Origin of the sequence: Bacteroides luti, assembly GCF_900128905.1 — a bacterium.
GTDB classification, from domain to species: Bacteria; Bacteroidota; Bacteroidia; order Bacteroidales; family Bacteroidaceae; genus Bacteroides; species Bacteroides luti.
In genome coordinates this window covers 112,758-129,907 of the sequence record NZ_FQTV01000001.1, presented here as the reverse complement: position 1 = coordinate 129,907, position 17,150 = coordinate 112,758, and the positions used below count along the sequence as shown (strand labels likewise).

Here is a 17,150-nt window from a genome sequence, read left to right as displayed (position 1 = left end):
TTCTGTTAAAGTCCGGTCGGAGTTTGTACAATGTCCGGCAGGAGTTTGTTTAACTTCAGGCGGGAGATTTTCAGCCATTCAGGAATAATTTTTATTTATTGACCAATGGATCGTTATCCAATGCTCTTTCATATTCTCAAAGTAGGCATTCCTTAGTGAGACAATTAACCCCACAAGTTTATTAATTGATTCTATATACTCTTATTCAGACAAGTTTATGCAAAAGAACTAATAAGTCAGGATTTCAGATCCCGTTTCAGTTATAACCAATGTATGTTCCCATTGTGCTGAAGGAAGTCCGTCTTCCGTACAAACAGTCCATCCATCTGCTTCATCAATAAAGATATCATAAGTTCCCATATTGATCATGGGCTCAATAGTGAATACCATTCCTGGCACCAACAGCATACCTTTTCCTTTTTTACCATAATGTTCCACATCCGGTTCTTCATGAAATTTCAGTCCTACACCATGTCCACAGAAATCTCTGACAACTGAATAACCATTCTTTTCCGCATGTCGTTGTATTGCAGCCCCTATATCACCCAAAAAGCTCCATGGTTTTGCTTTTTCTACTCCTATTTCCAGGCATTCTTTGGTAACTTGTACCAGCTTATTTACTTCCGGCTTCACTTCACCAATCATAAACATTCTGGAAGCATCCGAGAAATAACCATTATAAATGGTAGAAACATCCACATTAACAATATCTCCATCCTTAAGGATTTCCTCTTCACTAGGAATTCCATGACACACAACATCGTTAATTGATGTACAAACACTCTTTGGATATCCTTCATAATTTAAATCGGCAGGTATTGCTCCATGTGCGATAGTATAATCATACACCAGCTTGTCAATTTCAGCTGTTGACATTCCCACATGAATCTTTTCTGCTACTAAATCAAGAACGCCAGTATTGATTATACCACTTTTACGTATTCCTTCAATCTGTTCGGGAGTTTTAATTAATTTGCGTTTTGGCACCAGGTTACCTCTACTTTGATGATATAGAACCTTTTTATCCAATTCTGTAAGTGGTTCACCTGCTATGAGGTGCCAATTATTTTTTATCCTTTTTAATGACATGTTTGCCTTAGTTTATTATCCGTTCCATAATTAATCAGAAATGCATGATTTCTCTAAATCATATTCGCATAATGATTATAACAGGCAAAAATAATAAAAAAGATAAGAATATTCATTCATTAAGTTATTTAGTCATAAGAAATTATTAATAATTATCATACCCTAAAATACTGGTATGATATTACATCAGGAATTATAATTGGTTGGTTTACCATTAATTTATACCCTTCTCTATGCAGTGTAACAATCTGAACAGAAGGATCATTCTTCAATATTTGTCTTAGTTTAAATATATAAATCGAAAGAATGCGGGAATTTGGAGTAATCATATCTCCATCACTCCACACAGTATTCAAAGCATCATCCTTTGATACGGTTTTATTCATTCTTCTACATAAAAGAAGCAACAAATCGGCTTCACGAGAAGTTAGATGAATTTTGGAATCATTAAAGCATAACACACCTTTTTGAGCATCGAAGATATATTTTCCTAAAGTGAATTGCATCAATGATTTATGGCTCTTTTCAATCTGCCTTCTGACCATAGCCTTAAGCCTAAGTTTCAGCTCGTCGATATCATACGGTATCATTAAACAATCATCGGCACCTAACTGATATCCAAGTCTGAAATTAATCATTCTATCTTGTTTGAAAATAAAAATAAGATAAGTTTTTCTGGATAAATCCAACATTCTTTTCGCCAAAGGAAAACAGCTTTCCTGAGAAGAAAACTCATGTAAAATACAAATAATAGGATTCTCATCGTGATAATAACTATATGCATGTTCTATATCAGAACAAAGTTTTACTTCAACAGCTTCTTGTTCTAAAGACTTTTTCAACAATTGCGTTGAGTCACAATCAGGACCATAAATAAGTATGGCAGGTTTCGTTTTCATAAATTAATAATTTGTACCGCAAAGATAAGCAGAGCAAAAAAAATCTTATTGTTCTATTTCACATGCAAGTTGTCCAAAAAGAAACTAAATTTCAGAAATAATCTGAATAGATAGTTTTAGAATGAACAATAATCCTTATTTTTGCTCATTATATAAAGATTTGCAATATCAGAACAATTAGAAAAATAGTATTAATATTCCTAACGGTGGTAATTGGAATCTACCTTGGGATTATTGTATTGTTGAATATTCCTTATATTCAACACAAAATGGCAATTATTGCCACAGAAGAATTAGAAAATATACTCCATACTGAGCTGTCGATAGGACGAATAGATATCGGACTAATGAACAGAATTATCATTGATGATGTATTGCTGAAAGATCAATCGAAAAAAGAGATGCTAAAAGTAGCACGTCTTTCTGCAAAGTTCGAAATCATGCCGTTATTTAAAGGAAAAATCACTATTCGAAGTGTGCAGCTTTTCGGATTCAACATTCATCTCAACAAAAAGACTCCTAAGGACAATCTTAACTGCAAATTTGTTTTTGATGCATTTGCAAGTAAAGACACAACGAAAAAAGAGAGTAAGCTTGATCTACGCATTAATTCAATACTTGTACGTCGCGGTACGTTCTATTACGATATATTCTCCGAACCTCAAAATCCGGGAAAGTTTAATGCGAAACATATCAAATTGACCAATATATTAGCCAATATATCTCTAAAAGCTCTGAGCAAAGACTCTGTTAATGCTTCCATAAAACGATTGAGTTTAAACGAACAATCGGGATTTGAATTAAAGAAACTATCACTTAAGATAGCTGGAAATAGCAAAGCTGCTAAAATAGAAAACTTTGCTATTGTATTACCTCAGTCAAATATAAAGCTGGCTCCTATCAATATCTCATTTGAAGATCCTAAAGCATTTAAGAACTTTACAGATGAAGTTTCTATATTTACAAGAATTCTTCCTTCGTCAATTACGCTTCATGATATTTCCCCATTTGTTCCGGCGCTAAAAAACTTCAGGGATAAAATAAACCTTGAAATGAAAATTGACGGAACGGTGAATCAGTTTGCTGTGTCTGATTTAAAAATCAGAGCAAATGATGACCTGCAGATCTTAGCCGGAGCTACATTTCAGGATCTTACACATCCAAGCGATGCATACTTCCTGGGAGATATTAAAAAGCTAGTTATTAATCGTGCCGGAATGGACTTTTTGGTACGTAACCTGGTTAAGAACTTTTCGGGAACTCCTGATGTATTAAAACGACTTGGTAACATGTCGTTCAGAGGTGAAGTATCCGGGTATTTTAACGATCTGGTTACTTACGGTACTTTTAACACAGGATTAGGAATTGTAAAAACCGACATAAAATTCAGTTCGGATAAATCTAAAGGAAGTTATAATTACTCGGGAGTTATAAAGACTAATGAGTTTAATCTTGGCAGACTTCTAGACAATGAAGATAAATTTGGGAAGACATCTTTAAATTTAGATATTAAAGGAAACTATATCAAAGGTTTAAAGCCAACCGTTTCAATGAAAGGATTAATTGCTTTATTGGAATATAACGGCTATGAATATAAAAACATTAAGCTCGACGGTTTATATAAAAACGGAGGATTTGACGGTAAAGCAGCGATGAACGATGACAATGGAAACGTCTTTATAAATGGTCGTTTTAATCTATCTCAGAAGGTTCCTACATTTAATCTTCACGCAGACATCCAGAATGTACGTCCAAACAATCTTCACCTGACAAACAAATACAAGGATGCAGAATTCTCATTGAGTGTTGATGCAAACTTTACCGGACACTCAATCGATGATATGATAGGAGAAATCAACGTGGATAGTTTTGCCTTTGTCAGCCCTGAAAAAAATTACTTTATGAGCAATCTAAATATTGCTGCCAAAAGAATTAACGGAAAGAAAAGTCTGGAACTGAATTCAGAATTCATAAAAGCAAAGGTTGAAGGTAACTATTCATACCAAACTATTCCTGTGAGCATAATGAAGACTGTAGAAAGATACATTCCATCCCTGCTTACCGTAAACAAGAAATACAAAGAACCTCATAACGATTTTAATTTTGATATTCAGATTTACAATACAGATATTCTGCAAACTGTTTTTGATATTCCTTTAAATGTGTACAAACACAGTTCTATTAAAGGTTATTTTAATGACAATGACAGAAAATTGAAAATAGATGGATATTTCCCGGGAATACAATATAAGAACAACTACATTGAATCCGGAATTATCCTTTGTGAAAATGCAGAAGATCAGTTTAAGTGTCAGGTTAGAGCTAGCAAAAGGATGAAGAACTCTACTGTCAACTTTGCACTGGTAGCTTTGGCTCAGAACGATAAAGTTCATACAGCCATTAACTGGGGAAATAATGCAGCTCAAACCTATAGCGGTAATTTCTCAGCTATTACCAACTTCTTTAAAACTGCCGGAGAAAAGCCTATTCTACAAGCTAAGATTGATATACAGCCAACAGAAGTTATCCTGAACGATACAGTATGGAACATACATCCTTCACACATAGAACTAGATTCTGGACGAGTGTATGTAGATAATTTCCTATTCAAGCATAAAGATCAGTACCTGCGTATCAATGGTAAAGCTACCAGGAATGCCAATGACACAGTAAAAGTAGAACTGAAAGATATCGGCATTGGCTATATTTTTCAGCTTGTAAATTTAAAATCGGTTGATCTCAACGGAAAAGCTACTGGTATGGCATATGCCAGTGGAGTAATGAAAAACCCGGAGCTGAATACAGATCTTTTCGTAAAGGACTTCTCTTTCAATAAGGGGGTAATTGGTGATATGAATATCCACGGTGAATGGGATAATAAATCTAATAACGGAGTTCTTGTTGAAGCAAAAATTCAAGAGCCAAACCTATCCGAGACTAATGTGAAAGGATATATTTCACCTCAAAAGAAAGGACTTGATTTACATTTCGATGCTCACAACACCAATGTGGCATTCCTGCAAGAATACCTGAAAAGCATTGCCTCTAATATCAAAGGCCGTGCTTCGGGAAATGTGAGATTATTCGGACTGTTTAATGCACTGAATCTGGAAGGTAATGTCTTTGCCGATGCATCTTTCAAGGTTAATATTCTCAATGCCAACTATGCATTTAAAGATTCAGTTAAGATTACTCCTACCGAGTTTTCTGGTAAAAATATCAAGATTCACGACCTGGAAGGGCATAACGGAACTGCTACTGTATCTGTACACCATGAGCATTTTAAAAATATGAATTACAGCCTACAGGTAGATGTAAATAATATGTTGGCATACAACACCAAAGAAACGCCCGATTTACCGTTCTATGGCACAGTATACGGCACAGGCAGCGCCTCATTAGTTGGAGATAGCAATGGAATTAATATTGATGTTGCTATGAAGACAAACAGAAATACGAACTTCGTTTATATGTTGGCTACAACAACTTCGGCGGTTAATAATCAGTTTGTTACATTCGTTGATAAGACTCCAAAACGTAAAATTGAAGAAGATTCCACAGTAGTTGCTGATTATTTCCTTCAAAACATGGTGAAAGAAGCAGCAACCTCTTCATCTGATGTTCACTTGAATATGTCAATAGATGCTACACCAGATGCAACTATGAAGATTATTGTTGACCCTATTGCAAACGACTATATCATTGGTAAAGGATCGGGAAATATACGAATGGAGTACTACAACAAGGGTGATATAAAAATGTTTGGCAACTACACGATAGATCACGGAACATACAAATTCAGTCTGCAGGAGATTATTCGTAAAGACTTTACTATTAACTCGGGTAGTACCATTACCTTTAACGGAGATCCGTTGAATGCAAATCTTGATTTAAAGGCCAAATACACTGTAAATTCAGTATCTTTAAGTGATCTAGGTTCAGAGGTTCCCGAAGATCTTAAAAAATCAAATGTGAAGGTGAACTGTTTAATGGATATCAGTGGCAATATGCTGCATCCTACAGTGAAACTTGGCATTGAATTACCAAATGAGAGTGAAGAGAAGCAACGTATTGTGCAGAACGTTATCAGTACTGAAGACCAGATAAACATGCAAACGCTCTACTTATTGGGTATTGGTAAATTCTATACTCCGGATTATGCAACAGTTTCTCAGAATTCAAATGCAATGACTTCGGTATTATCTTCTACCCTTTCCGGACAGCTTAATAATATGTTGTCTCAGGTAATCAATAGTAGCAACTGGAACATTGGTGTTAATGGTAGCACAGGAACCAATGGGTGGACTGATATGGAATTTGAAGGAATGCTTTCCGGACAACTTCTGAATAACCGTCTGCTGATTAACGGTAACTTCGGGTATCGTGATAATCCTACTGTTACAACCAATTTTGTAGGGAACTTCGATCTGGAATATCTGCTTACTAACGAGATTCGTATGAAAGCTTACAACCAGTCGAACGACCGTTATTATACACGTACCACATTAAATACTCAGGGGCTTGGTATCATGTATAAAAAGGATTTTGATACATGGAACGATTTATTGCCATGGAACCGTAAAAAGAAAAAAAGTACTGTTCTGCCTAATGACTCCATTCCTCCTGAACCACAACCAAAGGCTGTTCCTAAGTCGAAAGAAAAACGGGAACGAGAATAGATAGAAACAAAAAACAGAATCCAGGTAAAACGTTAAGTTTGCCTGGATTCTGTTTTTTGTAATTTTCTGTATATAGCGCCAACAGAGAAAATGGCTTTAAGCCGATAAAAGAGATAAACCAATTGAAATTGATCTAATATTGAAAATATAGATTATTGAAAGAGATAGATTATTGAAAAAACTTTTCCTGGTTTAACAACTATAGAGGTATCTACTAAAACGATGAACTTGCATTTACTGACATTCATATTTTTAAAGCATTTACAAGGAAGGCTCTGCCAAAACAATGACCTTGCATCCTTTTCAGCAGAGGAAATGGTTAAACTCACAAACATCTTCCCCTTCTCTGAAAAAACATTCAATCTAAAATTCAATCAGTTGCATTTAACACTTGAATTTAGGATTAAAGAACCGTTTTAATCATTAAAAGCATTCAATGCAACCGTAGGTTTACCACTGTTATCAAAAGCTCCCAGACTATAGCTTTTCCAACCTCCATAAGCTTCAGGTTCCCAATAGAAAACTCCTATTCCTTTATTATTGCTTACCGATTTCGTTTTAGCTATAATATCCTTAAGAAAAGAATTACATGCAGTAGAAGAATCCCAGCTCATACCAACTTCGCAAACCATAACCTCCGAGCCATATCTGGCAACCATATCATTCATATTAATAAGGCACTGATCATTCATCGCAGACCAGTTTGTTGCCGAAGGATAAAGAGACATTCCAATCACATCCCATTTTCCTCCGTTGTTCTTCAAGCCATCAAACAGCCAACGAAACAATGAATTATCATAGCCATTCTGAAGATGAATAATAACCTTGGCATTCGGGAAAACAGATTTCACAGCATCGTATCCAGCGTTTGACAACTCTGCATAATTCTTCATATTTACTGAAGCTTTACCATCTTCCCACAACATACCATTCCCTGTTTCATTACCAACTTGCACCCATTCAGGAGTAATGCTGTTGGACTTCAGTTCGTTGAGTACATCTTTTGTATGATTGGCCACAGCAGTTTTCAGTTCACTAAGGTTATAACTTGTCCAGGCAGCCGGCTTGGTTTGTTTTCCCGGATCTGCCCAGGAATCGCTGTAATGAAAATCAATCATTATACGCATATTCAGACTCTTTGCTCTCTTAGCCTTAACCAGTAAATCTGCCTTATTACACCATCCGTCAGAAGGATTTACCCACACGCGTAATCTCACAGCATTCATACCAAGACTCTTAAGCAAGGCCATACCTTCCATAGCAGTGCCCGAAGCATTATAAAATTTCTTCCCAGAAGCCTCCATTTCGGTAATCCAGCTCACATCAGCTCCTTTGGCAAAAGTACCAGTTTCGGGAGTAACAATGACTTCCTCATTATCTTCCTTTGAGCCGCAAGAACTGGCGCTAAAGAATAAAAGAAATAATACAATGATTGATTTAATGTTTTTCATAAGTAATATATAGTTTTATAGATAGAACATAGGTACAAAAATAGAGTATTATATCAAACTTGTTTCAATATAGAAACAGAACTTATAATACAAAAAGTAACTATTTGAATAGAAAAAGGACAAGTATATTGTTTAAAAGTAGCTGTACATATTCCACGTATAATTATCAAGAAATGAATATTTCATTTCTTTAAGATTTAAAATTGCAAATAATAAATATTCTTATTCTAATTTCCCTTTCTCATATTTATATTAAAAGTCGGCGTTTTGTAGTCTTCTGGTAAATGTTCTGCAGGAATAGAAGATTGATTTCCATCTCTCAAAGCTCTATAATGAGGTGACATTATTTCGATACCTCTCTCATTGAAAACATCCTGTATATTTTGACGAAGATCTGAATATATAACGGCTTGCTTATTTGGCTCATTAATATACGCGTTTATTTCATAAGAGACATAAAAATCATCTAAACTTGTTTGCAATACAAATGGCTTAGGATCATGTAAAACAAATTCCGTTCTTAGAGATGCATCAATCAACGCCTGATGAACATCTTTCCATGGGACATCATACCCAATTGTAACTGTTGTGTAAATAATAAGTCCATTATTAACAGCATCGCGATTATAATTAATGGTGTGGCTTGCCATTACAATTGAATTGGGAATAGATATTATTTCATTTTTAATGGTTCTTATTCTTGTTACTAATAACGACTTCTCAATTACATCGCCTACTATTTCACCAATCTTCACCCTATCGCCAATAGTAAATAACCGCATATAAGTAATTACAAATCCAGCAACAATATTTGAAATAGAGCCACTTGATCCAAATGTAAAGAGAAATCCTAGAAAGACAGAAACACCCTGAAAAATATGTGAATCACTTCCCGGAAGATAAGGAAAAATAGCAACTAACATAAAAGCATAAATAAGTATCCGGATAATTTGATAAGTGGGATTTGCCCATTCCGGATAGAATGACGGCAATCGCAGATTTTCCTTTTCTATTTCTGTTTTCAGAAAATGAAAACCTTTCAGTATATAATGAAAAACAACAACAATAACAATAACTGTTATCAAATTAGGAAGATAATTCCAGAACCCTGTTGCTATTTTCTTTATGGGATTAACAATATAAAAAAAGAGAATATTAGCAAGATTTTCAGTCCATGGAAAAATGCTAAAAAGTATTGTCAAAGCAATATAAATTATCAATAAATAGATAAACCATTTAAAGATATTATTAATTGAAACAAGAATCCGGACTTGGCGGTCGGCGTCAAGCAAAGTATAATTCTTAATTTTTATTCCACTTACAATTTTACCTTTTTGCTTTATAATCTGAATAAAAGTCCACTTAAATAATTTACCGGAATAGAGAAGCCCTCCTCCCATTATTAAAAACACAAGTATTGCTAATCCTATGTTCTTTGCCAAAACGGGGAAACTTACTTCATCATTATGATGCATTACGGCGTTTCCTATTATTTCTTTATATTTATTTGCCAGTAGTTGTTTTGTAGAGTTATTCCATATAGCATCATTTTCTGTAACACTCATAATAATTTTATCACCATAAAACAAATCAACAGATGTTTCTGCATCGATTAATTTTAAAGAATCGGGCATAAAATTAAAAATATCACTTAAACCGTAGATCCTATTACTTACAGCTTTAGCTCTTTCTGCAGCAGTAAAACTACCTATTTTGCTATATATAATAAATAGAGTGTCTTTAAAAAAGCCCATCACCGGGTAGCCTTTAGCTGTGTGCTTCATTAAATCAATTTGTGCTTTTTTTTGAGCGAGTCTGTCTTTTTCTCTATTATTAAGTGCCTGAAGTTGTTTTTGGAGTTCCTCCTTTTTAAGATTATCCATTGTCTTTAAAGACTTTAGTTGCGCCTCTAAGTCTTTTCTTTGCACTGAATCGAGAATGCGTTGTTGCTCTATTTTAGCCAGTTTATTTTGATAATCATGCAATATTGCAGTATTTGAGGAGTCCTCTTTCTGCATTACAATATTATCTTGTGCCCTTAGAATTGAGGACGTACAAATAAAGAAAGAACAAACAAGTACAATTTTTATATTTTCTATAATCTTATTCATCGTCTACATCTGTTTTACTTTAACCAAATTGTTCAATACTCAAAAATATGCAAAATTAAATACAATTAGTTAACAATATAAGAAAAAATTTAATTCAGCTAAATATTCTCTTAAATGCAACAATGCCTTCCTGCAAAATACATCCATAAAAATGCAATTTGTAAGAAGGCATCGAAATAAAAACTTAGGCTTAGTACTTAAAAGGAGTTCCCTTTAAGTAGACTCTATAATCCTTAATCATTCCCGGACAACCTTTTTCTGCTCGTGGCAGATATCTGAAGCCTGTAACTACTGCATCCTTTCCAAGATCTATCACAACCTGATGAGGATAAGCTGCATTGTCTACCGCACTCCAGAATGTAGATTCCTGAAGGTCGAATATCTTGTCGGCTGTGCGGTTGCCGCTTCTGGTTTCCTCGCTGTCTGCATAAAGGATTTTCCAGTTTTCACGTGATAGTGGCTGACCATCGGCTCCCAGTACGTGTAGCTCTGCAACAGAAGCTATATTGCTGCCATCGAAAGATGATAGTCCTTCCAGACAGAAATAGCGTCCTTTTACTTCATTGAACTTCACTTCCTGCCAGCCATTACGAATTGTAAATGCGCCTTGCGCTACTGCTGTTTCGTTCTGAAGATCCAGCTTCTGACCATTCTTGCGGTGTGTTTCAGGAGCTTTCTCACGAAGCATATCAAGAATTGGCTTTTTCAAACCTTTCACTATGGCTTGCTGAGGACCTTTCAGGTCGAGAACAATAATCTCGTTTTCACCCTTCTTCAACCAGCAACCAGGCATGTAAAGAGTTTGCTGTGGACCGATCTCCCAGATTCTTCCCATGGCATGTCCGTTTACCCAAACCATACCTTTACCCCAAGTTTGCATATCCAAGAAGGTATCTCCTGTTTCTTTCAGATTGAACGTTGCACGGTAATAGGCAGGCATAGTTTGTTTACCCTTTGCAGTATATTTCTTGTTCTGAACGAATTTGTAATCAACCGGGAAGTTGTAGACTGTCCAGTTTTTCAAGTTAACGGCATTGCCATTTAAAAGTAGCTCTACCTTTTCGGTAATACCTTTACGATCGTGGATAGATTTATCGAAGTTTACACGTCCCATAGCTTCCACCAGAATATCCAGTCTGGCACCGGCTTTAAGGGCTGGAAGCGTTACGCTGTTTTCTCCGTGACGGCGATCTAAGCGACCAATCAGTTTGCCATTGACAAAGATCTGAGCCCAGTCATGCATTTCAGTAATAAGCAAGTTTGTTCCTGCTTTTACCTGAGGCAAAGTAGTGCGGTACAAAATGGTTCCCCAACCCTGATTGAACTGTTCCATTGGTTTGATATCCACACTCTTCTTTGGAGCGGGAAGGTTGGCAAACAAAGGAGCAGCAGTTTCGAACTTGATTGCCGGAATTTCAATAACCGGATAGGCTGCAGGCACATCGGCAAGCTTTTCTCCAGGAGCTACATATTTGGAAAGAAGTTCACGTAACTGCCAGAACTTAGGTGTTGTCCATCCGGCTTCACTGATCGGAGCATCGTAATCATAAGAACTACACATAGCTGAGTATGCCGGATTATTGGCACCTCCCCAATGACCGAAGGTGGTTCCTCCGTGAGTCATGTACAGACTGAAAGAGATATTCTGGTCAAGCATATCCTTTAAACCGGCTACCATTGTGGCACCATCGCGGGTTTCGTGCTTGCGTCCCCAGTGGTCGAACCATCCAGACCAGAACTCACTGCACATCAGCGGAGATTCTGGACGAAGACTCTTTAGCTTTTTGAACTGGTTTTCAATGTTGGCACCGGTACCGAAGTTTACAGTCCACAACAAATCGTCCAACGCATTATTGGTAAAGTTAGAACTCCAGTCGCACTGAAACAGAGGAACTTCGGTAAAGCCCGATTCACGAACGATATCTCTGATTGCACTTACATAAGGCTTATCTGTGCCATAAGAACCATATTCGTTTTCTACCTGAACCATAATGATATTACCACCACGGGTAATCTGAAGATCAGCCAGTTGCTTGCCAATTTCCTTCATAAACTTGCGCACACGCTCCATGTAATAAGAATCGAGTGTACGGAGCTTTACGTCCTTCTTGAGCAACCACCAAGGCAGTCCGCCCATTTCCCACTCAGCACATACATACGGACCTGGACGAACAATAACATACATACCATGTTTCTGTGCCAAGCGGCAGAAACGGGCAATATCTTTGTTGCCTGTAAAATCGAACTCATCGGGATTCTGTTCGTGCAGATTCCAGAACACATACAGACAAAGGGTATTCATTCCAAGCGATTTACACATTTCAATACGTTGCTCCCAATAAGCATCGGGAATACGCGGATAGTGTATTTCTGCTGCTTTGATAACAAAAGGCTTGTCATTCAGCAGGAATGTATTCTTGCCTGCCTTGAATGTTCCTCCCGACGACTGTGTCTGTGCGTTAGTACAGACAGCCATACTAAGAATCAACGTAAATAATAAGGATCTAAATAAATAATTCATACTATTAAATTAAATGTTCGTTTTATTATAGTGGGTATTACCCAACAACTTCTATTTTACTTCTGCCATTCACTGTTTTTTCTACCCTAACCTGCGTGGCAATATGCTCGTTCATCTCACTAACATGAGAGATTACACCAATCTTCCGACCTTGTGTCTGAAGTCGCTCAAGAGCATCCATGGCAACACCCAGTGTTTCAGCATCCAGAGAGCCAAAGCCTTCATCGATAAACAATGACTCCACTTTCATGCGGTTCGATGACAGAGACGATAGCCCCAAAGCCAATGCCAGAGAGACCAGAAACGATTCTCCTCCCGACAGTGTATGCACACTTCTTATCTCGCCAAGCATATCCAAGTCGATAACTTCCAGTCCCAAGGTTTCGGGAATTCGTTTCAGTTCGTAACGCTTGGAAAGTTCCTGCAGATGCTTATTGGCGTAAGTAAGCAACACATCTAGCGTGTAGCCCTGCGCAATCTCCTTAAATTTAGAGCCGGAAGCCGATCCAAAGAGCTGATTAAGCTTCTTCCAGTTCTCAGCCAAAGCCTCTTTCACCGGAAGTTCTTTCTCAATCTTCTTCACCTTTTCCTTGCCTTGCTTATGATTGGCAAAGATTGCATCAATCGTAGCATCCCGCTTCAGCATAGCATCCAGTTGGGTGTTTGCATCCTGTAATTGAGTCTGCAGATTTTCCATTGATTCTTCTTCACCTTGCGGACGGACTTCGGCCGACTGATGTTGTTCCAGCTTCTTCTTACGTTCATCTAACGTAGCACTGATAGTAATTTCATTCTTCTTCAGCTGATCGAGTGCCCTCTTTTCATTCGTTAGCCATGCACTATCTTTCTGCAAGAGTTCGGCTAACAGTTCCAAGGTAATTGCCCCGTTCTTTTGTGCAATCCACTCTCCTACGCTGTTTTGCAATATTTTGTTTCGTTCATCGAGGTGTTCAAGCATAACTGTAACCTCCTTGATTCCCCCTTTCAGACTCTCGCTGTTTGCATTCAGCTTATTCAGTTCTTCGCTCAATTTCCTGAATTCCTCTTCAATGCCCTTTTTTTCTTTTTGGAAAGCACCTGCCACCTCATCAGCCTTTTTACCGTCAAGCAGCTTTTTCCTTTCAGCTGCCAGATCGTTATATTCAGTACGGTAATCAGCCAGCTTCTTAGTCTTTTCTTCCTCTCCCTTAATAGCCTCTTCCAGATTCTTTTTCTCTCCTGTAAGAGCCGTCTGCAGGTTTATGCTCTTATCTTTTATCAGATTCAGTTCTACCTGATTATTAGACCATTCAGCAGCTAACTTCTGAAGTTTTACTTGAAGTGCGCCTTGTTCAAATTCAGCTTTCCATGCGGGCAGAGCGGCAAGATAAGAATCAGCATCGGCAAAGGCATCCTTGTATTGCTGAGTGTAACTCTCAACCATCGTTGCGAGGCGGGTAATCTCCTTATTTGATTCCTCGATACCTGCGTTCAGCTCTTCCAATTGCTTCTTTACACTCTCCTTGGCACGGTTCAGTTCTTCCTCTTCCAGATTAGCTTCGTTGCTTACACCTTCTACACGAAGCGGATGATGTAGACTCCCGCACACCGGACAAGGCACTCCGTCCGACAGTTTTTCGCGTAATGCAAGAATCTCCGCCGGCAACAGTTTATCCAGTCTTTCGGCCTCCTTTTGAAAGGCTTCCAGTTTCTTTTTATCACCCTCGAGCACTTCCTTACGGCTCTTGAGCGTTTTTTCGCTATTGGCCGACTGCTTCATTGACGTTTGAGCTGTATTCAATAAGTTTACAATCAGTTCCGTACGAGGTATTAGTTCCTTGTAGATACTTTGTGCTTCAAACCAGCTATCGAGTTCCTTTGCCCGTTTCAGCTCATTATCCAGCAGCTTTTGAGTAGCAGCAATATTACTCTCTGTTCTTTCTTTAAGAGCCTTGGCAGCATCAAATTCCTTCTTTGCCTGAACGCCGTTGCGTGTAACCACCTCCAACTTAGCATCCAGTTCACGAGCGCGAAGAATCTCCGGTTCAGCCTTCTCAAAGGCTTCATTTACCTTCAGTTGTTTAGCTTCACAAACTTTCAGATTCTCTTTGGCAACAGCAAGTAATTCAGCATTCTTCTTTTCCTCCTGGAGCTTTGTCTGCAAACTGTTCCGGTAGGCAACACATTGCTTCTGAGAGTTTTGCAATTCGTTATACACATCGCGAATCTCCTGCACTTCATCCACCCTTGCCACATATTCGTATCTAGGTTTAGCTGCTTCAATAGCCGTTTTAGACTCTCCAAGAAGAGTCTGTGCCTGCGATACTTCCTTTATAAGCTCCTGCTCCTGCTTAATCCAGCCAATCTTTTGGTTCAGGATTTCAGCACACTTCTTTATCACTCCGGAGCTTTCGGCAATCTGTTTTCTTTCCAGTTCCAAAGCCTCTATCTGCTCTTCCGTGAGCAATTCAATTCCTTTAATCCTATCTTTCAGCACATTGAGTTCAGCATCCGCTTCCTGCGTTTTCCGATAGATAGACTGCGAGATACGCGAATAAACATTGGTACCCGTCAACTTCTCGAGCAGCTCAGCCTTTTCTGTTGATTTCGCTTTCAGAAACGTGGCAAAATCACCTTGCGCCAGTAATACGGCGCGGGTAAACTGATCGAACGTGAGGCCGATAAGATCTACTATCTGTTTCAACAGTTCCGTCTTTGTGCCCTGTTCCTCCACAGTGGTTGTAAGATTTACAAGCTTGATAGAGACATTCCTCAGTCGCCCGGAGAACTTGCTTCCGGCCCTTCCTACCGTCCATGTAGAACGATAATGATCTCCGCCGAGTGCCACAAAATCGACTTCCGCCATTCCATCCACAGCACCTCTGCGAAGAATATTCCGACTATCTTTCAAGGTAATGGAATCGTTCTTATTGTCCTGAATATTGGCGTTGCTGGTTACACTGCTCAATCGCGGTGTGGTATCAAAAAGAGCCAGACACAAAGCATCCAGCAAGGTTGATTTCCCAGCTCCGGTGCTTCCGGTAATGGCAAAAATACCTGCCGACTTCAACGGTTCTGCCGTAAAGTCCAATTCAAAGTCTCCTTCCAGAGAAGCCAGATTCCTTCCTCTAATTGCTAATATCTTCATGCTCTATTTCCTGGATAACGCTTTGCAGCAGGTTCTTCATCGTTTCGGGCATTTCTTCGCCCCCAAATTGTTTCTCAAACTCCATCCGTGCAATCTCCATTGGAGTAATTGCCTGAAGTTCCTCGTAGGTGAAAGTCTTCGATTCTGCATCTCTCCCAACTTGTACAGCACCTAGTCTTGCCAATCGTACCGACTTGGTTTTCAAGGCTTCTTCTATCCTATTCCGAAGTGATGGTTCAGGTTCTGTAATCAGTACTTTCACCTCCAGATATGGAGAGGTTTCTGTGATTTCTCCTTCCGGTAGCTTGTCTATTTCCTCCAGAACTTCCTCCAAAGGCTTTGCTTCGTTAGGAATGCTAAGTACCTTTACAGGTGCATCATATAACAGTTTTTCAATCTTTGTAACTGCTGCCCCTTCTATCTCTACCAGAGCCACACTTTGCTTGTAATTCTTTTCAGCAAACGACATTGGCAGAGGAGCTCCGGCATAACGCACCTCCTCACGGCCGCATACTTGCTGACCACGATGTAAATGACCTAAAGCGGTATAAACTATTTCGTTTGAGAAAGCATCGGGCGACACACACTCTTCACCACCAACTATGGTACGTTCAGAGCGGTCGTTTTCAGAAACGATACCTCCGGCTGCATGTAAATGTCCCATTGCCACAATGGCCTGGTTGGGTTGCCTTACTTTCAACACTTCTTGCAACAAAGCCTCGTACATCGCCTTCACCCCCAACGGATAGCTCTCTGCCTCCGGATAATCTCCCTGCCTAAGATAAGGAACAGCCATACACCATGCCGCCACTTCACCGTCCTTGGTGAGTGGAACAATCAATCGCTGATAGTCTATCAGGCCATCAGCCGTACGCTTTACAATGCCTTTAATGGTAATATTCATCTCCTCGAGAAGAGGATTAGGAGCTTCCAGTCGTGCTGCCGAATCGTGATTACCGGCAATCACCACTACCTGCAAAGCAGAATTATCCGTAGTTATCTCCCTTAAGAACTTATAGAACATCTTCTGAGAATCGGCAGAGGGGTTCGGAGTGTCGAACACATCTCCCGCGATGAGGAGTACATCCACACCTTGTTGCCGGATCTGGTCTCTCAACCACCCCAGAAAGTGTAAATGCTCCGCTTTACGGGGATAGTCAAAAAAAGTCTGACCGATGTGCCAATCGGCTGTATGGAGTAGTTTTATCATCTTCCTGATTAAAGTATTTTCATACAAAAATAGCTTTTTTTATCAGAGTTACACTACTTCAGA

8 protein-coding genes are annotated in these 17,150 nt (G+C 38.6%); 1 reads left to right on the top strand and 7 read right to left on the bottom strand.

Translation table 11 applies throughout. The features are described from left to right. Positions 1-228: 228 nt before the first annotated feature. Both map and BUC21_RS00550 read right to left on the bottom strand, forming a co-directional pair. The gene (gene map / locus BUC21_RS00555) at positions 229-1,089 is read right to left on the bottom strand and encodes a type I methionyl aminopeptidase (protein ID WP_073398579.1); all 861 of its coding nucleotides are present in this window, start codon (positions 1,087-1,089) and stop codon (positions 229-231) included. Between the two features lie 155 nt (positions 1,090-1,244). After that, positions 1,245-1,988 (bottom strand): response regulator transcription factor, encoded by a 744-nt coding sequence (locus BUC21_RS00550; protein ID WP_073398578.1) that lies wholly within the window; start codon positions 1,986-1,988, stop codon positions 1,245-1,247. 269 nt (positions 1,989-2,257) lie between these two features. Between BUC21_RS00550 and BUC21_RS00545 the strand changes: the two genes are divergently transcribed. Continuing rightward, the gene (locus BUC21_RS00545; RefSeq protein ID WP_083547524.1) at positions 2,258-6,667 is read left to right on the top strand and encodes a translocation/assembly module TamB domain-containing protein; all 4,410 of its coding nucleotides are present in this window, start codon (positions 2,258-2,260) and stop codon (positions 6,665-6,667) included. 416 nt (positions 6,668-7,083) lie between these two features. Here the strand turns inward: BUC21_RS00545 and BUC21_RS00535 are convergent, their stop codons facing one another. The 5 genes from BUC21_RS00535 to BUC21_RS00515 all read right to left on the bottom strand — a co-directional run bounded on the left by BUC21_RS00535 (position 7,084) and on the right by BUC21_RS00515 (position 17,087). Then, positions 7,084-8,118, bottom strand: coding sequence for a glycoside hydrolase family 53 protein (locus BUC21_RS00535; RefSeq protein ID WP_073398575.1), 1,035 nt, complete (start codon positions 8,116-8,118; stop codon positions 7,084-7,086). Between the two features lie 227 nt (positions 8,119-8,345). Beyond that, positions 8,346-10,229: a mechanosensitive ion channel family protein gene (locus BUC21_RS00530; RefSeq protein ID WP_073398574.1), complete on the bottom strand. Its 1,884-nt coding sequence runs from the start codon at positions 10,227-10,229 to the stop codon at positions 8,346-8,348. A 190-nt stretch (positions 10,230-10,419) separates the two neighbouring features. Beyond that, positions 10,420-12,750, bottom strand: a complete 2,331-nt coding sequence (locus tag BUC21_RS00525; RefSeq protein WP_083547519.1) for a beta-galactosidase — start codon at positions 12,748-12,750, stop codon at positions 10,420-10,422. 37 nt (positions 12,751-12,787) lie between these two features. Beyond that, entirely contained in the window at positions 12,788-15,877 is a 3,090-nt protein-coding gene (locus BUC21_RS00520) for an AAA family ATPase (RefSeq protein WP_073398572.1), read from the bottom strand. Then, on the bottom strand, positions 15,858-17,087 hold the full coding sequence (locus BUC21_RS00515) for an exonuclease SbcCD subunit D (protein WP_073398571.1): 1,230 nt from the start codon (positions 17,085-17,087) through the stop codon (positions 15,858-15,860). The genes BUC21_RS00520 and BUC21_RS00515 overlap by 20 nt, the downstream gene beginning before the upstream one ends. Positions 17,088-17,150 lie beyond the last annotated feature (63 nt).

Bases quoted from the DNA above. Each gene is read 5' to 3' on its own strand.
- BUC21_RS00530 (WP_073398574.1), bottom strand. From the start codon at position 10,229: ATGAATAAGATTATAGAAAATATAAAAATTGTACTTGTTTGTTCTTTC.
- map (WP_073398579.1), bottom strand. From the start codon at position 1,089: ATGTCATTAAAAAGGATAAAAAATAATTGGCACCTCATAGCAGGTGAA.
- BUC21_RS00525 (WP_083547519.1), bottom strand. From the start codon at position 12,750: ATGAATTATTTATTTAGATCCTTATTATTTACGTTGATTCTTAGTATG.
- BUC21_RS00515 (WP_073398571.1), bottom strand. From the start codon at position 17,087: ATGATAAAACTACTCCATACAGCCGATTGGCACATCGGTCAGACTTTT.
- BUC21_RS00550 (WP_073398578.1), bottom strand. From the start codon at position 1,988: ATGAAAACGAAACCTGCCATACTTATTTATGGTCCTGATTGTGACTCA.
- BUC21_RS00545 (WP_083547524.1), top strand. From the start codon at position 2,258: ATGGCAATTATTGCCACAGAAGAATTAGAAAATATACTCCATACTGAG.
- BUC21_RS00520 (WP_073398572.1), bottom strand. From the start codon at position 15,877: ATGAAGATATTAGCAATTAGAGGAAGGAATCTGGCTTCTCTGGAAGGA.
- BUC21_RS00535 (WP_073398575.1), bottom strand. From the start codon at position 8,118: ATGAAAAACATTAAATCAATCATTGTATTATTTCTTTTATTCTTTAGC.